17 protein-coding genes are annotated in these 21,364 nt (G+C 74.4%); 7 read left to right on the forward strand and 10 right to left on the reverse strand.

What is annotated here, in order from left to right:
* Positions 1-31 precede the first annotated feature (31 nt).
* A complete protein-coding gene (locus OG990_RS01655) occupies positions 32-967 on the reverse strand; it encodes an LD-carboxypeptidase (RefSeq protein ID WP_406078770.1) in 936 nt (311 codons plus the stop codon).
* Positions 968-1,119: 152 nt separating this feature from the next.
* Here OG990_RS01655 and OG990_RS01660 point away from each other — a divergent pair, with 152 nt between their 5' ends.
* Together OG990_RS01660 and OG990_RS01665 are read left to right on the forward strand one after the other, a co-directional pair.
* Entirely contained in the window at positions 1,120-1,887 is a 768-nt protein-coding gene (locus OG990_RS01660; protein WP_328419006.1) for a type 1 glutamine amidotransferase, read from the forward strand.
* Positions 1,887-4,952 carry a bifunctional [glutamine synthetase] adenylyltransferase/[glutamine synthetase]-adenylyl-L-tyrosine phosphorylase gene (locus tag OG990_RS01665; protein ID WP_406078772.1) on the forward strand — a complete coding sequence of 1,022 codons (3,066 nt, stop codon included), beginning with the start codon at positions 1,887-1,889 and terminating at the stop codon, positions 4,950-4,952. The genes OG990_RS01660 and OG990_RS01665 overlap by 1 nt, the downstream gene beginning before the upstream one ends.
* A gap of 5 nt (positions 4,953-4,957) precedes the next feature.
* Here the strand turns inward: OG990_RS01665 and OG990_RS01670 are convergent, their stop codons facing one another.
* The gene (locus OG990_RS01670; RefSeq protein ID WP_406078774.1) at positions 4,958-6,580 is read right to left on the reverse strand and encodes a hypothetical protein; all 1,623 of its coding nucleotides are present in this window, start codon (positions 6,578-6,580) and stop codon (positions 4,958-4,960) included.
* Positions 6,581-6,624: 44 nt separating this feature from the next.
* Here OG990_RS01670 and mptB (OG990_RS01675) point away from each other — a divergent pair, with 44 nt between their 5' ends.
* Both mptB (OG990_RS01675) and mptB (OG990_RS01680) read left to right on the forward strand, forming a co-directional pair.
* The gene (mptB, locus tag OG990_RS01675; RefSeq protein ID WP_406078776.1) at positions 6,625-8,025 is read left to right on the forward strand and encodes a polyprenol phosphomannose-dependent alpha 1,6 mannosyltransferase MptB; all 1,401 of its coding nucleotides are present in this window, start codon (positions 6,625-6,627) and stop codon (positions 8,023-8,025) included.
* 14 nt (positions 8,026-8,039) lie between these two features.
* Positions 8,040-9,560: a polyprenol phosphomannose-dependent alpha 1,6 mannosyltransferase MptB gene (gene mptB, locus OG990_RS01680; protein ID WP_406078778.1), complete on the forward strand. Its 1,521-nt coding sequence runs from the start codon at positions 8,040-8,042 to the stop codon at positions 9,558-9,560.
* 51 nt (positions 9,561-9,611) lie between these two features.
* On the opposite strand, the gene OG990_RS01685 is transcribed toward mptB (OG990_RS01680), so the two are convergent.
* From OG990_RS01685 to glnA, 3 genes are all read right to left on the reverse strand, one after another.
* Positions 9,612-10,586, reverse strand: coding sequence for a hypothetical protein (locus tag OG990_RS01685; RefSeq protein ID WP_406078780.1), 975 nt, complete (start codon positions 10,584-10,586; stop codon positions 9,612-9,614).
* On the reverse strand, positions 10,583-10,948 hold the full coding sequence (locus OG990_RS01690; RefSeq protein ID WP_328419001.1) for a PadR family transcriptional regulator: 366 nt from the start codon (positions 10,946-10,948) through the stop codon (positions 10,583-10,585). Before OG990_RS01690 ends, OG990_RS01685 begins: the two co-directional genes overlap by 4 nt.
* A 121-nt stretch (positions 10,949-11,069) precedes the next feature.
* A complete protein-coding gene (gene glnA / locus OG990_RS01695) occupies positions 11,070-12,494 on the reverse strand; it encodes a type I glutamate--ammonia ligase (protein WP_355604792.1) in 1,425 nt (474 codons plus the stop codon).
* A gap of 262 nt (positions 12,495-12,756) precedes the next feature.
* On the opposite strand from glnA, the gene OG990_RS01700 reads away from it, so the two are divergent.
* The gene (locus tag OG990_RS01700) at positions 12,757-13,155 is read left to right on the forward strand and encodes an RDD family protein (RefSeq protein ID WP_355604795.1); all 399 of its coding nucleotides are present in this window, start codon (positions 12,757-12,759) and stop codon (positions 13,153-13,155) included.
* Between the two features lie 184 nt (positions 13,156-13,339).
* On the opposite strand, the gene OG990_RS01705 is transcribed toward OG990_RS01700, so the two are convergent.
* From OG990_RS01705 to OG990_RS01715, 3 genes are all read right to left on the reverse strand, one after another.
* Complete coding sequence (locus OG990_RS01705) at positions 13,340-13,501, reverse strand: hypothetical protein (RefSeq protein WP_406076958.1); 162 nt, start codon at positions 13,499-13,501, stop codon at positions 13,340-13,342.
* Entirely contained in the window at positions 13,498-14,175 is a 678-nt protein-coding gene (locus OG990_RS01710) for a hypothetical protein (protein WP_406076957.1), read from the reverse strand. Before OG990_RS01710 ends, OG990_RS01705 begins: the two co-directional genes overlap by 4 nt.
* Before the next feature lie 344 nt (positions 14,176-14,519).
* Entirely contained in the window at positions 14,520-15,206 is a 687-nt protein-coding gene (locus tag OG990_RS01715; protein WP_328418998.1) for a DUF4191 domain-containing protein, read from the reverse strand.
* A 207-nt stretch (positions 15,207-15,413) separates the two neighbouring features.
* On the opposite strand from OG990_RS01715, the gene OG990_RS01720 reads away from it, so the two are divergent.
* Both OG990_RS01720 and OG990_RS01725 read left to right on the forward strand, forming a co-directional pair.
* Positions 15,414-15,581 (forward strand): hypothetical protein, encoded by a 168-nt coding sequence (locus OG990_RS01720; protein ID WP_328418997.1) that lies wholly within the window; start codon positions 15,414-15,416, stop codon positions 15,579-15,581.
* A 107-nt stretch (positions 15,582-15,688) separates the two neighbouring features.
* Positions 15,689-18,586 (forward strand): AAA family ATPase, encoded by a 2,898-nt coding sequence (locus tag OG990_RS01725; RefSeq protein ID WP_328418996.1) that lies wholly within the window; start codon positions 15,689-15,691, stop codon positions 18,584-18,586.
* 61 nt (positions 18,587-18,647) lie between these two features.
* Here OG990_RS01725 and OG990_RS01730 read toward each other — a convergent pair whose 3' ends face one another.
* Together OG990_RS01730 and lipA are read right to left on the reverse strand one after the other, a co-directional pair.
* On the reverse strand, positions 18,648-20,255 hold the full coding sequence (locus OG990_RS01730; protein ID WP_406078785.1) for a hypothetical protein: 1,608 nt from the start codon (positions 20,253-20,255) through the stop codon (positions 18,648-18,650).
* 99 nt (positions 20,256-20,354) lie between these two features.
* A complete protein-coding gene (lipA, locus tag OG990_RS01735) occupies positions 20,355-21,350 on the reverse strand; it encodes a lipoyl synthase (RefSeq protein ID WP_328418994.1) in 996 nt (331 codons plus the stop codon).
* Positions 21,351-21,364: the final 14 nt, after the last annotated feature.

Genomic DNA, 21,364 nt, shown 5'->3' on the forward strand with positions numbered 1-21,364 from the left:
GCACGTCGCCGGCCCACGGGGACCAGGGAAGTCAGACGACTGCGGGGGCCACGGTGAGGGTGCCGGCGTCGGTGTCGAGGGTGGCCGGGGTGCCGACGGGGACGGTGAGCTGGCCGGGGCCGTGGCCGATCGGCAGCCCGCCGAGCACCGGTACGCCGAGGTCGCCGAGGCGTTCGGTGAGCACGTCGGCGATCGTGGTCTCCCAGCCGTCGGCGCAGTCGGTGAACTGCCCGACCGCGACCCCGGCCAGGCCGTCCAGCGCGCCGGCCCGGCGCAGCTGGGTGAGCATCCGGTCGACCTTGTACGGGGGCTCCTGCACGTCCTCGACCAGCAGCACCGCTCCGGTCAGGTCGGGCAGGTCCGGCGTGCCGATCGACGCGGCGATCATGCACAGGTTGCCGCCGAGCAGGGTGCCGGTGGTGCGGCCCGGTACGCGTACCGGGAAGGTCTCCTCGCCGGGTACGGCGGTGACCGTCACCGGCTCGGTCGTCATCAGCGCGGCGTGCAGCGACTCGGCCGAGCGCAGCGGGGTGCGCTCGTCCCGCCAGGCCGCTCCCGGGCCGTGCACGCCGGCCAACCGGGCACCCCGCCAGAGCGCGAACTGCAGTGCGGTGATGTCGGAGAAGCCGGCCACCACCTTCGGGTCGCGGCGGACGGCGGCCATGTCGATGGCGTCCACCACCCGCTGGACGCCGTACCCGCCGCGCGTGCAGATCACCCCGCGCACCTGGGGGTCGGCGAATGCCGCGTTCAGGTCGGCGGCGCGCAGCTCGTCCGCGCCGGCCAGGTAGCCCTGCCGGGCGTACGCGTTCGGCGCCGGCACGGGCCGCAGGCCCCAGCCGGTGAGCAGCTCCATCCCGCGCGCCACCCGTTCCGGGGAGGTGGGCCCGGACGGCGACACCAGCAGCACCGTGTCACCCGGGCGCAGCACGGGCGGGCGGACGGCGGCACGGTCCTCGCTGATCACAACCGCAGAGCCTAACGACCCCGCCGTCCGGAGGGCCGCGCACGTCGGCGGCGCCCAGCGGCGCCCAGCGGCGCCCGGCGGCGCCCGGCGGCGCACGGTGCGGGACCGTGGCGGGGCGTGGCGCCGCGTGGCGCACCGGCTAGCCTCGACGAGTGGCAACTGCGCTGGTGATCGAGAACGACCCGACGGACGACCCGCGCCGACTGGGTGAGTGGCTGACCGAGGCAGGGCTGGAGCTGTGGGTGGTCCGCCCGCACGCCGGCGACGAGCTCCCCGCCGACCTGGAGGGGTACGCGGCGTTGGTGGTGCTCGGCGGCGACCAGCAGGCGTACCCGCTGCCGGACGGCTCGCCCGGCGCACCCTGGTTCCCCGCGGTGGAAGGGCTGCTCCGCAAGGCGGTCCGGTACCGGGTGCCGACCCTGGCCGTCTGCCTGGGCGCGCAACTGCTCGCCACCGCGCACGCCGGGCTGGTCGAACGCAGCCCGTCCGGGCCGGAGGTCGGCCCCGGCGTGGTCGGCAAGCGGGACGCCGCCGGAGACGATCCGCTGTTCCGGTACGTGCCGCTGATTCCGGACGTGCTCCAGTGGCACTCCGACGAGATCACCGAGCTGCCTCGGGGTGCCACCCTGCTGGCCGCATCCACCCGCTACCCGAACCAGGCGTTCCGGCTCGGCGACCGGGCCTGGGGGCTGCAGTTCCACATCGAGTGCGACACCGCGATGATCGCCGACTGGGCCGCCGACTCGACCCTCCTCGCCGACCTGGGCTACGACCCGGAGCTGGTGGTCGCGGCCTGCGCCTCGGTGATGGCGGACGTCGAGGAGGTCTGGCAACCGTTCGCCGCGCGGTTCGCCGCGCTGGCGCTCGGCGAGCTGGACGACAGCACGACGCGGCGTGGCCTGCCGCTGCTCGGGCACTGATGAGCCGGCCGACCAGGGCGCCGGGCCGGCTCGCCCGGTACGGCTTCGGCACCGCCGAGGGCGACGGTGGGGCGCGCGCCGCCGACCTGCTCGGCCCGGACGGGCTGCGGCTGTGGCGGCCGGTCGAGCAGGAGCCGGTCGACGAGTTGGCCACGGAGTTGCTGGCGGCGCTGTCCCGAGCTGCCGACCCCGACCTGGCGCTGCGTCAGCTGCACCGCATCGTGGAGGCCGAACGCCGCGCGAACGGCGGCACCGCATCGGGTGCGACCACCGCGGTGACCGCCGAGAGCGACGCCCTGGCCCGGTCGCCGCTGCTGGCGGAGCTGCACGCCGACCCCGGGTTGCGGCGGCGGCTGATCGCGGTGCTCGGCGCCTCGTCGGCGCTCGGCGACCACCTGGTGGCCCACCCCGAGCACTGCGCCGCGCTGCGCACCGCCCCGGACGGGCTCGCGCCGACCGCTGAGGGTCGGCTGGAACCGGCCGGCGACGGCAACCCGGTGGCGGTGCTGCGCGGCGCGTACCGGCTGGCCCTGTTGCGGATCGCGGCGGCGGACCTGACCGGCGGGCGCGGCCTGGAGCAGACCATGGCGGCGCTCTCCGCGCTGGCCGACGCGACGCTGGCCGCGGCGTACGAGATCGCCGTCTCGGAGCTTCCGACCGGCACCGCGCGGCCCCGGCTGGCCGTGGTGGCGATGGGCAAGTGCGGCGGCGGCGAGCTGAACTACGTCTCCGACGTGGACGTGATCTTCGTGGGCGCCGAGGACGCCGACCTGGCCGCCGGCACCACGGTGGCGACCCGGCTCATCCACATCTGCGGGCTCGTCGCGTGGCCGGTGGATGCCGCGCTGCGCCCCGAGGGCAACCGGGGCCCGCTGGTGCGGACCCTCGCCAGTCACCTGGCCTACTACCGGCGGTGGGCGCGCACCTGGGAGTTCCAGGCGCTGCTCAAGGCCCGCCCGGCCGCCGGAGACCTGCCGCTGGCCCAGGAGTGGATCGACCAGCTCGCACCGCTGGTCTGGCGGGCGGCCGAACGGCCCGAGGCGGTCGAGGACGTCCGCGCGATGCGGCGCCGGATCATCGACCACATCCCGCCGAAGGAGCTGGAGCGCGAGATCAAGCGCGGCCCCGGCGGTCTGCGCGACATCGAGTTCGCCGTCCAGCTGCTGCAACTGGTGCACGGCCGCGGCGACGAGACGCTGCGGGCACCCGGCACCATTCCGGCGCTGCGCGCGCTGGTCGCGGGCGGCTACGTCGGCCGCGCCGACGGCGAGGCGCTGCTGCGCGGCTACCGCTTCCTGCGCAGCGTCGAGCACCGGCTCCAGTTGCAGGGCCTGCGCCGGACGCACACGGTGCCCACCGAGCCGGCCGCGCTGCGCTGGCTCGCCGCCGCGCTGGACTTCACGGCCGCGCCGGGGCGCAGCGCCGTGGAGAGCTTCCGGGCCGAGTGGGTCACCCACTCCGCCGAGGTACGCCGGCTGCACGCCAAGCTGCTCTACCGGCCGCTGCTGGAGTCGGTGGCCCGGGTGCCCGCCGACGGGTTGCGGCTCACCCCGGAGGCGGCCCGGCACCGGCTGGAGATCCTCGGCTTCGCCGATCCGGCCGGGGCGCTGCGCCACCTCCAGGCCCTCACCGGCGGGGTGAGCCGCACCGCGGCCATCCAGCGGACCCTGCTGCCGGTGCTGCTCAGCGAGTTCGCCGACGCGCCGGAGCCGGACCGGGGGCTGCTCAACTACCGGAAGGTCTCCGACAAGCTGGGCAGCACCCCCTGGTACCTGCGGCTGCTGCGCGACGGCGGCCCGGTCGCCCGGCGGCTGGCCCGGGTCCTCGCCCTCTCCCGGTACGTCGCCGACCTGCTCGCCCGGGACCCGGAGGCGCTGCGGTTGCTGGCCGAGGAGAACGAGCTGGTGCCGCGTTCACCCGAGGTGCTCCGGGAGGGGTTCCTCGCGGCGGCGGGCCGGCACGCCGACCCCGTCGAGGCCACCCGGGCGGTACGCGCGCTGCGCCGCCGGGAGCTGGTCCGGGTGGCCTGCGCCGACCTGCTCTGCCGGGCCGGCTCGCTCGCACCCACCCCCACCCGTCCCGACGGCGGCACCCGGAGAGCGCCCGGGCTGGGCGACATCACCGGCGTCGGCGCGGCGCTCGCCGACGTCACCGACGCCACCCTGGCCGCCGCGCTGCGGGCCGCCCGGGCCAGCCAGCCGGCGCCGCCCGGGCTGCGGTTCGCGGTGATCGGCATGGGCCGGCTCGGCGGGTACGAGTCGAACTACCTGTCCGACGCCGACGTCCTGTTCGTCTACGACCCGCCCGCCGGAAGCAGCGAGAGCGCGGCCAGCGCCGCAGCGCACGCGATCGCCGAGGAACTGCGCCGGCTGCTCGGCGTGCCCGCGCCCGACCCGCCGCTCGGCGTCGACGCCGACCTGCGCCCGGAGGGCCGGCAGGGTCCCCTGGTGCGCAGCCTCGCCGCGTACGCGCAGTACTACGCCCGCTGGTCGCGGGTGTGGGAGGCACAGGCGCTGCTGCGCGCCCGCTTCGTCTGCGGCGACGCCGACCTGGGCGCCGAGTTCGAGGCGATGATCGATCCGGTGCGCTACCCGGCCGACGGGCTCTCCCGCGAGCAGATCGTCGAGATCCGTCGGATCAAGGCCCGGGTGGAGACCGAGCGGCTGCCTCGCGGCGCCGACCCGGCCACCCACACCAAGCTGGGCCGCGGTGGGCTGGCGGATGTGGAGTGGGCGGTGCAGCTCGTCCAGCTCCGGCACGCCGGCGCGGTCCCGGCGCTGCGCGGCACACGTACCCTCGACGCACTCGCGGCCGCCGCCGAGGCCGGCCTGGTCGAGGCCGCGGATGCCGCGGAGATGGCCGCCGGCTGGTCCCTGGCCGCGCAGGTCCGCAACGCGTTGATGCTGGTCCGGGGCCGGGCCGGCGACCAGTTGCCCCGGCACGGGGTGGAGCTGGCCGGGGTGGTCCGGCTGCTCGGCCGGGACGACCCGGGGGAGTTCCTCGACGAGTACCTGCGTACCGGCCGCCGCTCCCGTGCCGCCGCCCAGCGCGTGCTGGAGATGTAGGGGCGTCAGCTGCCGACGGTGTACTCGCCGGGGCGGGGGACGGTGACGGTGGTCCAGTCCCCGGCGCCGGCGACCGTGGCACCACCGGACGCGGCCAACCATCGACTGTGCCGGACCCGGATCGCCACCGGCCCGGCGGTCGGGGCGCGGAAGGTCACCGCCGCGCCGTCGACGCGGACCAGTTCGGCGGGGGCGGCGACCAGTGGCGTCGGATCGGCCACCGCCCAGACCCGCCAGTGCGGGCCCGACCAGACCGGCGTCAGGTACGGCAACCCGCCCTCGACCAGCTCCGCCTCGGCCCGCCCCACCCAGGACAGCGGGGCGTCCGGCAGCGCCACGTACTGCACGGCGTTCTCCGCCAGCCAGGCCCGGTAGCTCGCCGGAGTCAGCGCTACGCCGGTGCCGGCCGCCCCGGGCACGGTGGTGAAGAACAGCGGGTTGCGGTCGATGTCGGCCTGCCGCAGCCAGCCCCGGGCCAGCGGCACCTCGCCCAGCCGGGCCGCCTCCCAGTAGTTGCGGGTCGGTGGCACCTCGACCCGGCCGGTGAGCTGCTGCCCGGCCAGGAACGCGCGCAGCGGCGCGTGGTAGCCCGGCGCGCTGGTCGGGTCGCTGATGCTGCGCAGGTCGGCGGTGACCACCGGCGGCTGCCAGGCGCAGACCGCCACCAGCAGCGCGGCCAGGCCGACCGCGCCGAGCAGCCGGGCCCGCCGCGTGCCGCCGGACGGCGTGGTCCGGGCGGCGGACCGGCGGGCCAACCGGGTGGTGAGCCAGGCCGGCGGGCGGGCGGCGGCGGCCAGCACCGGCAGCGCGAACATCACCGCCAGCCGGGTCGCGTTCAACCCCACCGGGGTGTGCACCAGGGCGGCGGCGAGCACCCCGGCGGCGGAGAGCAGCGCGCCGATCCGCACCGGCCGGTACGCGACCAGCGCGGCCACCACCAGGCTGGTCAGCACCGCGCGCAGCGCGTCGGTGTCGCTGATGTTCATCCAGCCGCCGTCACCGAAGAGCAGCGCGGTCGCGGCCAGCGGCACGGCCGCCGCGATCCCGAGCGCCAGGCCCTCGGCGTACCGGCGGGTGAGCAGCAGCGCGGCGCCGGCGAGGCCGACGAAGAGGCCGGCCACCGGGCTGGTCGCGGAGGCCAGCAGCGCCCCGGCCGCGGCGAACCCGAGGCGCCATCCGAGCGAAAGCCGCCGGCCAGGGGGTACGCCTCGGGTGAGCGCGAGCAGCGCGGCCAGCCCGAACGCCACGCCGAGGGCGTAGGTGACCCGACCGGAGACCAGGTTGCCGGTCAGCGTGACCACCCCGACCAGGCTGCCCAGCAGCGGCCGGGGTACCCCGGTGCGGACCAGCAGCGCGGCCAGCGCGGCGGCCGACGCCAGCAGGGCCAGCGCGCCGGTCACCCGTACGCCGAGCAGCGCCATCACCGGCTGGGACAGCAGGCTGTAGCCGAACTGCTGCACCCCGCCGTACCAGCGCAGGTCCACCGGGGTGGGGCCGTGGGCGGCGAAGAAGTCCGCGCGTGCCACCTGCGCGGCGAGGTCCGAGCCCATCAGTGGCAGGGCCAGCCAGATCGCGCCGAGCACGGTGGCGGCACCGGTGGCCACCGCCACCACCCGACTGCGCCGCATGCCCACCTCCGTACCGCGACCACCGTACTGGCAGCATGTCCGGCGTGCCTCACCACCTCGCGCGTTGGACCGGACTGGCGGGCTCGGCGCTGCTCGCCGTCGCCGCGTTCCTCGGCGGCGCCCTGCCCGGCTCACCCCTACGCGCCACCCCGGTCAGCATCTGGCAGGGGCCGGACGGGCCGCTGGTCATCGCCCTCTGGCTGGTCGGCACCGCGCTGATGGCCGGCGCCTGGTGGGCGCTGCGCGACACGGTGCCGTCGACCCGCTGGGCGCTGGTCACCGTCGGGCTCTGGCTGTTGCCGCTGCTCATCGCGCCGCCGCTGGCGAGCCGCGACGTCTACGCGTACGCCTGCCAGGGCGCCAGCTACGCCGCCGGGATCAACCCGTACGAGCGGGGCGTATCGGCCCTGCCCTGCCCCTGGCTGGACACCATCTCCTACATCTGGCGGGACACCCCGGCGCCGTACGGGCCGCTGTTCGTGGTGCTCTCCGGCGCGGTGATCAAGGCCACCGGATCGCTCACCGCCGCGATCGTGGCCTTCCGGCTGATCGCGGTGGCCGGGGTCGCGCTCACCGCGGTCAGCCTGCCGGTGCTGGCCCGGCGAGCCGGCGTACCGGCCGGTCGGGCGGTCTGGCTGGCGCTGGCCTGCCCGCTGGTCGCCGTACACCTGGTCTCCGGCGCGCACAACGACGCCCTGATGGTCGGCCTGCTGGTCGCCGGGCTGGCGGTGGTGGCCTCCCGGCCGGGCCGCCCCGGCCCGCTGCTCGCCGGTGGCGCGCTCCTCGGACTCGCCGCTGCGATCAAGGTGACCGCGATGGTCGTGGTGCCGTTCGCCGCGCTGGCCGCGATCGTCGGCGGGTACTCGATCCGGGCGCTGATCCGGCACGGCGGCTGGGTGGTCGGCGGCGCGGTCGCCGGCGTGGTCGGGGTGACCTTCGCCGCCGGGCTGGACTTCGGCTGGGTCAGCGGGCTCGCCCGCGGCGGCGACGTGATCGCCTGGACGTCGCCGTCCACCGCCGTCGGGCAGACCGTCGGCTACCTGGCGGTGCCGTTCGGCGGGCACATCGACGCGCTGCCGGTCACCCGGGCCATCGGCATGGCGGTGCTGGCGGTGCTGCTGGTCTGGCTCTGGTGGCGGGCCCGCACCCGGGAGCCGCTGTGGCACGCCGGCCTGGCGCTGGCCGCCACGGTCGCCCTGGCGCCGCTGTTCCACCCCTGGTACTGGATCTGGCCGCTGGCCGTGCTGGCGGCGACCGCCCGGCGGACCGGATGGTTCATCGTGGTCGCCCTGGTCTCGTCGTTCCTGGTGCTGCCGGACGGCACCGGGCTGCCCCGGTTCACCAAGTCGGTCGGGGCTCCGCTGATGACGCTGTTGGTGATCGTGCTGGTCATCCGGTTGGTACGGTCGGCTCGGGCGGCCCGCGAGCCGGTCGCCGCCGACTGAGGGAAGGTGCGCCGGTGACCGATCCCGGTGCCACGCCCGCCCCACCCCGCGATCTCGCCGTGGCACCGAGCCCGCTGGCGGCGGGCGCCGCCCGGCACGCCGGCCTGGCCGGCGCGATCCTGCTCACCGTGGCCGGGTACCTCGGCGGGGCGCGGCCCGACGCCCCGCTCGGCGCGACACCGGTGTCGATCTGGCGGTCCCCGGACGGGCCGGCGACGCTGACCTGCTGGCTCGTCGGCACCGCGCTGCTGGTCGGCGCGTGGTGGTCACTGCGCGAAGGTGCCCCGTCGACCCGGTGGGCGTACGTCACCGCCGGGCTCTGGGCGTTGCCGCTGCTGATCGCGCCGCCGGTGGGCAGCCGGGACGTCTACTCGTACGCCTGCCAGGGCTGGACGTACACGCACGGCGTCGACCCGTACTCGGTGGGGGTGGCGGCGGCGGGTTGCCCGTGGCTGGACGCGGTGGCACCGATCTGGCGGGACACGCCGGCTCCGTACGGGCCGGTCTTCGTCCTGCTCGCGGCGCTCGCGGTCGAACTCGGCGGTGGGCTCACCGGCACGGTCGTGCTGCTGCGGGTGATCGCCGTGGCGGGGCTGCTGCTGGCCGCGCTCTGCCTGCCTGGGCTGGCCCGGGCGGCGGGGGTGCCGACCCGACGGGCAGCCTGGTTGGCACTGGCCGCCCCGCTGGTCGGGGTGCACCTGGTGGCCGGGGCGCACAACGATGCCGTGATGCTGGGCCTGCTGCTGTGCGGGCTGCTGGTGGTGGTCCGCCGGCCGGGGCGGCCCGCGGCGCTGCTGCTCGCCGGGGCGCTGCTCGGGCTGGCGGTCACGGTGAAGGCCAGCGCCGTGGTGGTGGTGCCGTTTGCAGCGCTGGCCGGCGTGCACGGCCGGTACACCGTACGGGCGCTGCTGCGCGACGGCGGCTGGCTGGCCGGTGGGCTGCTGGCCGTGCTGCTGGTCACCTCGGCGCTGTCCGGTCTCGGGTTCGGCTGGGTGGGTGGGCTGACCCGCAGCGGGGACTCCGAGCAGTGGACGTCCCCGCCCACCGCGGTCGGCCTGGTCGTGGACTACGCCGGCGCGTTGATCGGCCGTGACCCGGACGCGGTGCCGGTGGTCCGGGCCGTCGCCCTGCTGGTGCTTGCCGGGGTGCTGGTGGGGCTCTGGTGGCGGGCCTGGCGGGCGCTGCGCGACGTGAACGGCGTCGGCCAGCGGGTCACCCAGGCCGAGGTGACACGACCCCGGGTGGCGCTGCGTGGCGCGGCGCTGGCGCTGGTCGCCACCGTCGTCCTGTCCCCGGTCTTCCACCCCTGGTACGCGACCTGGCCGCTGGCGCTGCTCGCGCTCAGCTCCAGCCGGACAACGTGGTTCGTGCTGCCGGCCGCGGTCACGGCCTTTCTCGCCCTGCCCGACGGCACCAACCTGGCCCGCTTCACGAAGGCCCCCGGCGCCGTGGCGATGACCGCCCTGTTCCTGGCCGTGACCCTGACCCTCCTGCGCAGGCGTCCCCGGCCGGGCAGGCGTCCCCGGCCGCGCTGATCATGAGGTTGGCGGCGCTGTCGATCTCTGAAAGGGCCGCCAACCCCATGATCACCGGGGGAGGCCGGGGTGGGGCCGGGCCAGCCGGGTCCAGCGGGTGCGCAGGGCGAGCGCCAGCGGCAGCAGTGCGGGGCCGACCAGTGTCACCAGGACAGCCGTCGCGGCTAGCGCCGTCCAGCTCGGGATGAACCTGCTCGGCATGCCGTCCAGCGCCCCCGCCAGCGGTTGCAGGGCCAGCAGGCCCACCGGGGTGAGCAGGATCAGGACGGCCCAGCCGCCCCGGTGGTCGCCGCGCAGCGCCCGCCCCACGCCGAGTAGCACCACCACGCCGAGCACCACCACGGCGGCGCTTGGCAGGACCGGGACTACCGTCCAGGTGTAGTAGCTCCCGGCGAACACATGCCGGTGCAACAGATTCGTCCCCGCGAGGTTGGCGCCGATGGCGGCCACCAGCGGCATCGCTCGCAGCGGCGCCGGCAGCCCGTCGGGTGCGCCGAGTGCGACCAGGCCCAACCCGACCTGCGGTAGCAGCACGAACAGTGGCGGGCGCGGCAGGCCGGTGAGTGCGGCGGCGGGGACGAGTGCGAGCGTGAGGAGCACCGCGAGCGCGACGGCGCGCCGGGTCCACCGAGCGGGTGCCAGGGCATGCACCAGCGCGGCGAGCCCCCAGGCGGTCCATGCCACGATGCCGAGCGAGACGAACGGCCCGGCGGCTGGATCGCCGAACTCGGGCGGTGGGGGGCGTAGCTCCAGCACCGTCCAGACCCCGGCGAGCGAAGTGGCGGCCAGGAGGGCCAGGACGGCCGCGAGGCGTACGCCCTGCACCAGGTCGGCCGCGCCTGCGGCGCGCACACGCTGGCGGAGCCCGCCGCGCAGGACGTCGACGGCGTCCGCGGGCGAGGGCCAACGCCGACCTGGTGCGGCCAGGTCCAGGTAGGTGCCGACGATCTCGGCGCCACGGGCGCGCCGGTAGTCGGCGGGGTAGGCGGACAGCAGTCGCAGGTAACGGCGCTCAAGATCGGTCATGCCAGCCCTCCGGCCACGCGTGGGGTGGTCGGCCGGGCGGCGCGAGCCCGCTCGGCCAGCCGCGCGGTCGCGGCCTCGACGTTGCGACGTAGCCGCTCCGTCTCGGCGCTCAGGGTCGCGTCGCCGGCAGGGGAGAGCCGGTAGTAGCGGCGCAGCCGGCCGTCCACCACCTCCTCCCGGTCGACCTCGACGAGACCAGCGTCGACCAGCCGGTCGAGCGCCCCGTAGAGCGTCCCGGGGCGGAGGGATACGCGGTGGTCGGAGAGGGCGGCGACCTCGCCGATCAGCCCGTAGCCGTGCATTGGCTCGACGGCGAGCGCGGTGAGGATCAGGAAGGTGGGTTCGCGCAGCGGTGTGTCCACCGCCTCAATATATCGGAGACGAAGGTATATCGGGGGGCGTTATAAAGCGGCCGGGCCGGCTCCGCGATCGCGGAGCCGGCCCGGCCGGTGATGGAGCGACTGCTCAGCAGTCGTAGGCAGCTCAGCAGTCGTAATACATGGCGAACTCGTGCGGGGTCGGGCGCAGACGCACCGGGTCGACCTCGTTGGCCCGCTTCCACTCGACCCAGGTGGAGATCAGGTCCGGCGTGAAGACGCCGCCGTCGAGCAGGTAGTCGTGGTCGGCCTCCAGCGAGTCGAGCACCGCCGGCAGCGAGCCCGGGACCTGCTTGACGTCGCCCCACTCCTCCGGCGGGAGGTCGTAGAGGTCCTTGTCGATCGGCGTCGGCGGCTCGATCTTGCTCTTGATGCCGTCCAGGCCGGCCATCATCATGGCCGAGAAGGCGAGGTACACGTTGGCCGACGGGTCCGGCACCCGGAACTCGACGCGCTTGGCCTTCGGGTTGCTGCCGGTGACCGGGATGCGGGTGCAGGCGGAGCGGTTGCGCTGCGAGTAGACCAGGTTGACCGGCGCCTCGAAGCCCGGCACCAGCCGGCGGTACGAGTTGACTGTCGGGTTGGTGAAGGCCAGCAGCGACGGGGCGTGGTGCAGCAGGCCGCCGATGTACCAGCGGGCGGTGTCGGACAGGCCCGCGTAGCCGGTCTCGTCGTAGAACAGCGGCTCACCGCCCAGCCAGAGGCTCTGGTGGGTGTGCATGCCGGAACCGTTGTCGCCGAACAGCGGCTTGGGCATGAAGGTGGCGGTCTTGCCGTTCGCCCAGGCCTCGTTCTTCACGATGTACTTGAAGAGCTGAAGCTGGTCGGCGGCGTGCAGCAGGGTGGAGAACCGGTAGTTGATCTCGGACTGGCCGGCGGTGCCCACCTCGTGGTGCGAACGCTCCACAGTGAAGCCGGTGTCGACCAGCCGGCGCACGATCGAGTCGCGCAGGTCGGCGTAGTGGTCGACCGGGGGCACCGGGAAGTAGCCGCCCTTGTAGGCGGTCTTGTAGCCGCGGTTGCCGCCCGGCTCCTCGCGGCCGGAGTTCCAGGCGCCCTCGATGGAGTCGATGTAGTAGAACGACTGGTGCGCCGAGGTTTCGTGGCGGATCGAGTCGAAGATGTAGAACTCGGCCTCGGCGCCGAAGTAGGCGGTGTCGGCGATGCCGCTGGCCGCGAGGTACGCCTCGGCCTTCTTCGCGACGTTGCGCGGGTCGCGGGTGTAGGCCTCGCGGGTGAACGGGTCGTGGATGAAGAAGTTCAGGGCGAGGGTCTTCTGCGCCCGGAACGGGTCGATGAACGCGGTGGCGACGTCCGGGAGCAGGAGCATGTCCGACTCGTGGATCGCCTGGAAACCGCGGATCGACGAACCGTCGAACGCGAGGCCGTCGGTGAAGAGGTCGTCGTTGACGGACTCGACCGGCAGATTGAAGTGCTGCATCACGCCGGGCAGGTCACAGAAACGTACGTCGACGAACTTCACGTCCTCGTTCTTGAGGTATCGCAGCAGTTCCTCGGGATTGGCGAACACACGTCCTCCTGGCACGTCCACTGGGTGGCTAGGCTTCTGGCGACGCTATTCCCAAGCGGTTGCCCGGCCATGTCTCCGATGTTTCTGCCGTGTTACGTTGCTCGCGGAGCGTCAGCGACGCTCTTCCACCGCTTTCGGCCCGCCGCGAACGCCGTACCGGCTGTGCCATTGTAATGACATCTGATGCGATTAGCCCGATTAGGCACGCGGCGAGGGGCGGCACCCGGAAGCCCCGATCCCGACGCGGATACCCTTGACCGCTGTGACCAACCCGCACGCCACGGCAGCGCCCGCCACCGACCCCTCCTTCACCCCGCCGAGCCTCGGTCGGCGGTTCGGAGCGCTGATCATCGACTGGGTGCTCTGCCTGCTGGTGGCCAACATCTTCGCCGACCCGGTGCGCGACGGCTGGGCGCCGGTGCTGGTGCTGATCCTCGAGTACGGCCTCTTCCTCGGCCTGTTCGCCCAGACGCCGGGCATGTACATCACGAAGATCCGCTGCGTGAGCTGGGCCGACGGCGGGCGGATCGGGCTGTTCCAGGGGCTGCTCCGGGGCCTGCTGCTGGCCCTGGTCGTCCCCGCCCTGATCATGGACGAGCACCGCCGTGGGCTGCACGACCGCCTCACCGGTTCGGTCATCGTCGACGCACCCCGCAACTGACCCCCCGGCGCCAGGGACCGCGACCCGCAAGATCGCGCTCGATCAGGAACGCCACCGGCAAGATCGCGCTCGATCCAGGAGCTTGTCTCATCCTGTTTGGGCTGCTCAGGGATGGTTGACAGGTCGTGGTGGTGTGGTTGGGGTGCTGGTGTGCGGGTGTGGATCTTCGGTGTTGATCATCTGTCTAGCGGTTGATTTCGGTGTTGGTCAGCACGAGTAGGGCGCGTAGCAGGGTGGTGGCGTGTGGGCGCCAGCCGTGGCGTAGTCGGGTGAGGATGCGCCAGTTCTTGAGGTGAGCGTGGGCGTGTTCATTGGCCGCGCGTTCGCGGCTGAGCAGGGTGTTCACGCTGTGTTGGGCGGGGGTGAGGGGTGGTGGCGGTTGCCGCGTCGTCCGGTGATGACGGTGGGGTTCTCGGGTTGGTCGTCGAGGCGGGTGTGGATGCGGTCGCAGATGACGGCGAGGTCATGACGGCGTAGCCGGGTGGGTAGGCGTAGGCGTTTGGCTTGGGTGGCTTCGTGGGTGCGGGCGCCGGCGGCGGCGGAGATCCAGAGCAGCCGGCCGTGGTGGTCGGTGAGGGTGAGTACGCGTAGGTGGTGAGCCTTGTGTTTGCCGCACCACAGGCGTCGTTCGGCGCGGCCGCTCGGGCGGTGCACGGGCAGGCAGGTGCCGTCGAACAGCAGCGGGTCCTCACTGCTGGTGCGGGCGGTGTGGGTGAGGACTCGGTCCAGGCGGGGCGCCATCGCGGCGAGAGTGGTGATGGTTTGCCGAACCCAGCGGCGCACGCTGTGATGCGACACCCCGTAGGCGGCGGCGAGGTCGGCGGGACGCTGATCATGGCGGAGCACGGCCAGCACGATGAGGGCGACCTGCTCATCGGGCAGCTTGCGCCACCGCGAGCGCACACCACGGCGATACCGGCGGATCGCTTGAGTGATCATGGTCAGCGACTTCGTCGACAAGGGCAGATGGACCTGGTAGACCAGAGCATGGCCCTCGGTGGGCGTGTTGTCGTGTGTCACGACCTGCAACCCTCACCGAGGGCCCTGCTATGAGCCACGCGCAACACCGGAACAGATCGAACCTTCCCGAGGGCAGTCGATCATCAGCGAAGATCACCACACCCTGACCAGCGCCGCGACCCCACGACTCGTCCTGTCAACACCACCCCACCAGCCCAAACAGGATGAGACAAGCTCCAGGATGTAGTGGCATCCCTGGCGTTCCAGGCCACTACATCCTGGATCCAGCGCGATCTTGGCGCCCGCACCGGGGCCAGGGGCGGGGCGAGGGTCGGGGGACGCGGTGGGGTAACGGAAAGGAGCCGGACCTGTAGGTCCGGCTCCGTTCGGTGTACGGCGGGGGGTCAGCGGCCCCGCGACTGGCGGAAGTTGCCCGGCGGCCGCATGTTCTTCGGGATCGCGCCCTTGGGCATCTGCGGGCGGGCGGTGAGCGCCTTCAGCCGCTTGTCCAGCGAGTTGACGTCCTTGCCGGAGAGCGCGCGGGGCAGCCGCAGCAGCGTCGTCCGCAGCTTGCGGATCGGCAGCTCGCCCTCGTCCTGCCCGATCACGTAGTCGTGCAGCGGGGCGGAGCCGATCACCTTGGACAGCCGCCGCTTCTCCTGCCCGAGCAGGCCGCGCACCCGCTGCGGGTTGCCCTCGGCCAGCAGGATCACGCCCGGCCGGCCGATCACCAGGTGGACCATGTCCATCTGGGTGGTGGAGCTGACCGCCGGGGTGACCCGCCAGTCGCCGCGCATGTTCTCCATGATCTGCGCTGCCGCGCCGGGCTGGCCCTCGGCGGCGTTCATCATCGCCTTGTTGGACCGCAGGTTCAGCACGATCAGCACCGCGAGCAGGATGAACAGGATGCCGACCGGCAGCCAGATCCAGCTCCAGAGGATGACCGCGACCACGGTGACGGCGAGCGGGAGGAGCACCGCGGCGGCGACCAGCGGGGCGAACCACCGGTCCTGCTTGGCGGTGAACTTGAACACCATCCCGATCTGCTTCAGCCGCTGGCCGAACGAGACCTTCTCCTGGGGCTTTGCCATGTCGGAGAGTCTAGTGGGCGCCGTCGGCCCGGTTGATCCGCGTCCGGGTGCCGGCCGGCTGAGTACCTTACGTCGCCTCAGGCGTCTCTGGCGGGCGGGTAAGGAGGGTGGCACCGGGGAAGATCAGGCGGTGTGCCCATGCCCGGGTGGGGCCTTCGCGCGAAGAGTCATCAGCAGAAAGATGACGACGCCACGAAGGAGCCCGACATGTTCGGCAACGACGCAGAATTCCTGCTCTCCCTGCACCGTACCCACGCCGCTGAGCTGCGCGCCGAGGCGGCGGCGGAACGACTCGCCCGCTCGGTGTCACGCCCGGCCGGCCGCAGCTGGCTAGGCCGGCGCCAGGTCCGCCGCACCGGTGACGACCACCGGTGACGGCGCCCGCCCCAGCCGCCGCGCCCGTCCCGTCGCCGGCCCCGCCACTCGGTCACCGGCCGATCGGCGGGGCCGGCGGCGTGGGCCGCCATGGCATGCTCGTTCCCGTGACCGTACGTGCCGCCAGCTCCGTCCTCGTCGGCCGCCAGCGCGAGATTGCCGCGCTGCGCGGCGCGCTGGCCCGCGCCCGCACCGGGGAGCCGAGCACAGTGCTGGTCGGTGGCGAGGCGGGCGTGGGCAAGACCCGGCTGCTGGAGGAGTTCGCGGGCGGGGCCACCGACACCGGAGCCCGGGTGCTGGTCGGCCAGTGCCTGGAGTTGGGTGAGGCCGGCCTGCCGTTCGCCCCGTTCGCCGCCGCCCTGCGCGCGGTGCTGCGCGCCGACGGCGCCGAGGTCTTCGCCGGCTACGAGGCGGAGTTCGCCCGGCTGCTGCCGGAGCTGGGTCGGGTGCCGGCGGCGCTGGCCGTGCCGGCCGCCGCGCCGCTCACCGACGCCCCGCGCGGATACCTGTTCGACCTGGTCGCCGAGCTGTTCCAGCGGCTCGCCGACGCCCGGCCGCTGGTGCTGGTGATCGAGGACCTGCACTGGGCGGACCGCTCCACCCGGGACCTGATCGGCTTTCTGGTCCGGGCCGCCCGGCCGGGCCGGCTGCTGCTGGTCGGCACCTACCGCACCGACGAGTTGCAGCGTGGGCATCCGTTGCGCCCGTTCCTGGCCGAGCTGGACCGGGCCCGCGGCGTCGAGCGGGTCGAGCTGGGCCGGTTGGACCGCGACGGCACCGCCGCGATCCTCGCGGACCTGCTCGGCGCCGAGCCGACCGCCCGCGCCGTCGACGACATTCACGACCGCACCCAGGGCAATCCCTTCTTCATCGAGGAGCTGGCCGTCGCCGGCGACCCGCTCGGCTGCGCCGCGCTCCCCGAGACGCTGCGCGACCTGCTGCTGGCCCGGGTGGACCGGCTGCCCGAGCCGGCCCAGCGGGTGTTGCGGATCGCCGCGGCCGGCGGCAGCCGCTTCGCCCACCACCTGATCGCCGAGGTCGCCGCGCTGCCCGAGGCGGAGCTGGAGGACGCGCTGCGCGCCGCCGTCGCCGCCCAACTGGTGGTGGCCGACCCGGACGGCGACTACGAGTTCCGACACGCGCTGGTCCGCGAGGCCGTGCACGACGAGCTGCTGCCCGGCGAGCACGCCCGGCTGCACGCCCGCTTCGCCGCCGCGATCGTGGCCCAGCCGCACCTGGTCGCCGAGGGCCGGGCACCGGCCGAGATCGCCCACCACTGGTACGCCGCGCACGACCACCCGCGAGCCCTGGTCGCCGCCTTGGCGGCGGCCTGCGCCGCCGCCGACCGGTACGCCTACGCCGAGCAGCGCCGGCTGCTGGAACGGGCGCTGGAGCTGTGGGAGCTGGTGCCCGACGCCGCCGACCGGCTCGGCATGGACCACCTGGCGCTGCTGGAGCAGACCCTGGGCGCCGCAGTCACGGCGGGCGACTTCAGCCGTGCGATCACCCTGACCCGGGCCGGCCTGGCCGAGGTGGACGCCGACGCCGCGCCGCTGCGCGCCGCCCGCCTGCAGGACCAGCGGGGTCGACTGCTGGCCCTGCTCGGCAAGAGCGACGGCAGCAGCGAGCTGGGTGAGGCGTACCGGCTGGCGGCAGGCGGCCCGGCCGGTGTGGAGCGGGTACAACTGCTCGCCGACATCGCCGCCCACCTGGTCAAGATCGACCCTCAGCAGGCCGCCCGGGTGGCCGCCGAGGCCGCCACGGACGCCGAGGCGCTCGGCGAGGACGTGGCCCTCCTGCCCACGCGGATCGCCCTGCTGTGCCACGGCGAGCGGGACCTGGAGCGAGGGCTGGCCGAGCTGAGCCGGGCCGAGGCCGCCGCCCGTGCGTCCGGTGACGCGCCAACCCTGGTGCTCGCAATGGTGTACCGGTCGGACCTGCTCTGCGAGCTGGGCCGCTACGCCGAGTCCGCGCAGGCGGCCGAAGCCGGCGTGGCCGAGGCGCGGCGGGTGGGGATCAGCCGCTCCACCGGGGCGTACCTGTTGTCCAACCGGGCCGAGGCGCTGATCGCGCTGGGCCGGTGGGACGAGGCCGAGGCGGTGTGCGCGGAGGCCGCCCGGATCGACCTGTCCGGCGTCACCGGGCTGCACTGGCTCCAGTTGGGCGCCGGGCTGCGGCTGGCCCGGGCCCACCCAGCCGCCGACGAGCTGGTCGACCGGGCGCTGGCCTTCCTCGGCCGGCCCTACCTGTGGCCGAACCATCGGCTGCCCCTACACGAGCTGGCGATCGAGTCGGCGCTGGCCGCCGACGACAAGGTCGAGGCGGTCCGGGCGGCCCGCGTCGCGCTGGCCGATGGGAGCCTGCCGCAGCTGCCCCGCGAGGGCTGGCCGGTGCTCAGCGCCGTCGCTCGTACCGCCGCCCGGGTGGGCGACCGGGAGCTGGCCGCCGCTGTCGCGGCGCTCGCGGCCGATCTGCCCGCGCTGCATCCGGGCGCGCGGGCGCATGCCGCCCAGGTCACCGCGCTGCTCGCGGCCGGTGATCAGGCGCTGCCGGCGTGGCGTGCGGCGGTGGACGCGTGGCGCGCCGACGGGCAGCCGTACCCGCTGGGCCGGGCACTGCTGGCGCTGGCCGAGGCGGCCGCCTCGGCCGGAGAGCGGGACGAGGTGGCGGCGGCGGTCACCGAGGCCGCCGAGATCGCCCGGCGACTGGGCGCGACGCCGCTGGCCGATACGGCCGCCACGCTGGCCCGCCGGGTCGGCCTGCGCGGAGCGGGCCAGGGCGGCCCCGGCACCGATCTGCTGACCGCTCGGGAACGGGAGGTGCTGCTCCTGGTCGCCGAGGGGCACAGCAACAGCCGGATCGCCGAGCGGCTGTTCATCTCGCCGAAGACGGCCAGCGTGCACGTGTCCCGGATCATCGCCAAGCTGGGCGTGACCAACCGGGTGGAGGCCGCCGCCCTGGCGCACCGCCTGGGCCTGCTCACCGAGCCCGCCGTACCCCGCTGACAAGCGAGCCGGGGCGGCTCGGCACCCCGCTGACGAGCGAGCCGGGGCGGCTCGGCCACCCTCAGGCGTGCGGCAGGTAGATCCGCCAGCCGTCCAGGGTGACCAGGTCCAGGCTGCCCGGGGCGGCGCGCAGCCGCTCGTCGAGCCGGGTCGCCAGCGGTGAGCCGGCCGGCGCGACCCAGGCCGGTGCCGCCGCGCGCTCCACCTCCCGCCGGTACGCGGGGTAGCGGTCGAAGCCGGGGCGCAGCGTGTCGTCGACGACCGCGCAGACCACGTCCTCCCCACTGGCGAAGGTGAGCCGGTTGCAGGTCCAGTAGCCGGCGCGTACGTGCCGTACGCCGAGCTGCCGCAGGGTGGTCACCAGCTCGGCGTGCCGGGCCTCGGCGGCCCGGATCGCCGGGGCGGTCTGCGTCGCCTGCCAGGTGGCGTGGGCGGTGGTGCCCAACGTGGCAGCGAGCACGACCAGCGCGACCGGCCGGACGACGGTCCACCCGGCTCGGTGCCGGGCCGCCATCCACAGTGGCCAGAGCAGCGCCGGCAGGGAGATGAGCAGGCAGGACAGGTAGCGGGAACTCTCCACCGGGGTGAGCCCGGCGGCGCTGCTCGCGGTGTACGCGACGAGGGTGGCCACCGCGGCCAGCACGAGAGCCAGCCGCATCGCCGCCGTGACCCGGGGCGACGGGTCAGCCGGGGCGGTGGACGACCGGCGCATCGTTCGCCAGGCGGTCCCGGCGGCGACGGCCAGCAGCACCGGCAGTGCGAGCGCCCACCAGAGCTGCCAGGTGGCGCACTGCCCGGGGGCGCAGAAGCCCATGCCCAGCGGCGGGCCGAGCAGCAGCCCGCCGTGCAGCCGGTCCGCCCAGCCCGCGGTGGCGTTCGCCCCACCGGCGGCGAGTACCGCGTGCAGCGGGTTCCGGCCGGTCAGCAGGCTGTGCACCAGCAGTGGGGCCGCCCCCAGCGCGGCGGCCGCCCCGAGCAGCGCCCCGGCCGCCCCGCGCAGTTCCCGGCGGCAGAACCCGATCAGCACCGCCCCGGTGGCCAGGATGTACGGCAGCACCAGCGGGTCGACCCAGAGCATCAGGCCGGACAGGAGCCCCCACGCCGCCCAGCGGAGCAGCCGCCGCCCCGGCCGGCCGGTGGCGAGGTCCAGGGCGAGCAGGGCGAGCGCCACCCCGGCGGCATTCATCTCGGGATAGCCGCCGCCGGCAATCAGTTGGTTCTTGACGACCCGGTCGGAGCCGAGGGCGAGCAGCGCCACCACGAGCAGCCCGAACCAGCGGTCCCCGGTCAGCCGCACCGTCAACCGCCAGGCAAGCAGCAGGAACACCGCGTACAGCACCAGCGTGGGCAGCCGCAGGCCGAGCAGCGACGGCCCGCCGGCCAGAGCGAACACCGGCGCGGCCAGGTACGCCTCCAGCGTGCCCATGTACTGCTGGCCGTAGAACCAGACCGGAAAGTTCTCGCCCCGGGCGATGTGCAGCGCGGCCAACCCCATGGTGGCCTCGTCGCTGTTCGTCGGTGGCGCGGCGTGGCCCAGCAACCAGAGCCGGTAGCCCACCCCGGCGAGCAGGGCCAGCCCGGTGAGCCAGCCGACCAGTCCGGGGCGTGCGCCGGGCCGGAGGCGCGGGTTGCCCGCCCCATGCGGCTGCTGGCGTACCCCGACGGTCATCGCACGATCATGGCACCGACCGCTCGCGCGGCGTGCCGCGCCCGGCGGGTCGGGCGCGGCTCAGCCGGGCGGTGGAAGTCGGAGTGCCGGTGGTGCGGCTCAGCCGGCGGTGGCGACCGGGGTGGCGGCGCGGGCGTCGAGCGCCTGCCGGTAGAGCCGGCCGGCCCGGTACGACGAGCGCACCAGCGGCCCGCTCATCACCCCGGCGAAGCCGATCTCCTCGGCCTCCTCGCGCAGCTCCACGAACTCCTCCGGCTTGACCCAGCGGGTCACCGGGTGGTGCCGGGGGGAGGGCCGCAGGTACTGGGTGATGGTGATCAGCTCGCAGCCGGCCTCGTGCAGGTCGCGGAGCGCCTGGGAGACCTCGGCCCGCTCCTCGCCCATGCCCAGGATCAGGTTGCTCTTGGTGACCAGGCCGTCGGCGCGGGCCTGCCGGATCACGTCCAGCGAACGGTCGTAGCGGAACGCCGGCCGGATCCGCTTGAAGATCCGCGGCACGGTCTCCACGTTGTGCGCCAGCACCTCCGGGCGGGAGCCGAAGACCTCGGCCAGCTGCTCGGGGACGGCGTTGAAGTCCGGGATCAGCAGCTCGACGCCGCAGCCGGCCTGGAGGGCGTGGATCTGCCGGACGGTCTCGGCGTACAGCCAAGCGCCGCCGTCGGGCAGGTCGTCCCGGGCGACGCCGGTGATGGTGGCGTAGCGCAGCCCCATCGAGACCACCGACTCGGCGACCCGGCGGGGCTCGTCGGCGTCGAACTCGGCCGGCTTTCCGGTGTCGATCTGGCAGAAGTCACAGCGCCGGGTGCACTGGTCGCCACCGATGAGGAAGGTGGCTTCGCGGTCTTCCCAGCACTCGTAGATGTTCGGGCAGCCAGCCTCCTGGCAGACGGTGTGCAGCCCTTCGCGCGAGACGAGCCCGCGCAGTTGGGTGTACTCCGGCCCCATCTTGGCCTTGACCTTGATCCATGGCGGTTTGCGCTCGATCGGCGTCTCGGCGTTGCGCGCCTCGATCCGCAGCAGGCGACGCCCCTCGGGGGCGGCCGTTGCGGTGCGCGCTGCCTGGCCGGTCGTCGGCGCGGAGTGCTCGATCGTCACGAAAACGAGCCTAC

The sequence above is a fragment of the Micromonospora sp. NBC_00858 genome, from assembly GCF_045207365.1.
Classification (GTDB): domain Bacteria; phylum Actinomycetota; class Actinomycetes; order Mycobacteriales; family Micromonosporaceae; genus Micromonospora.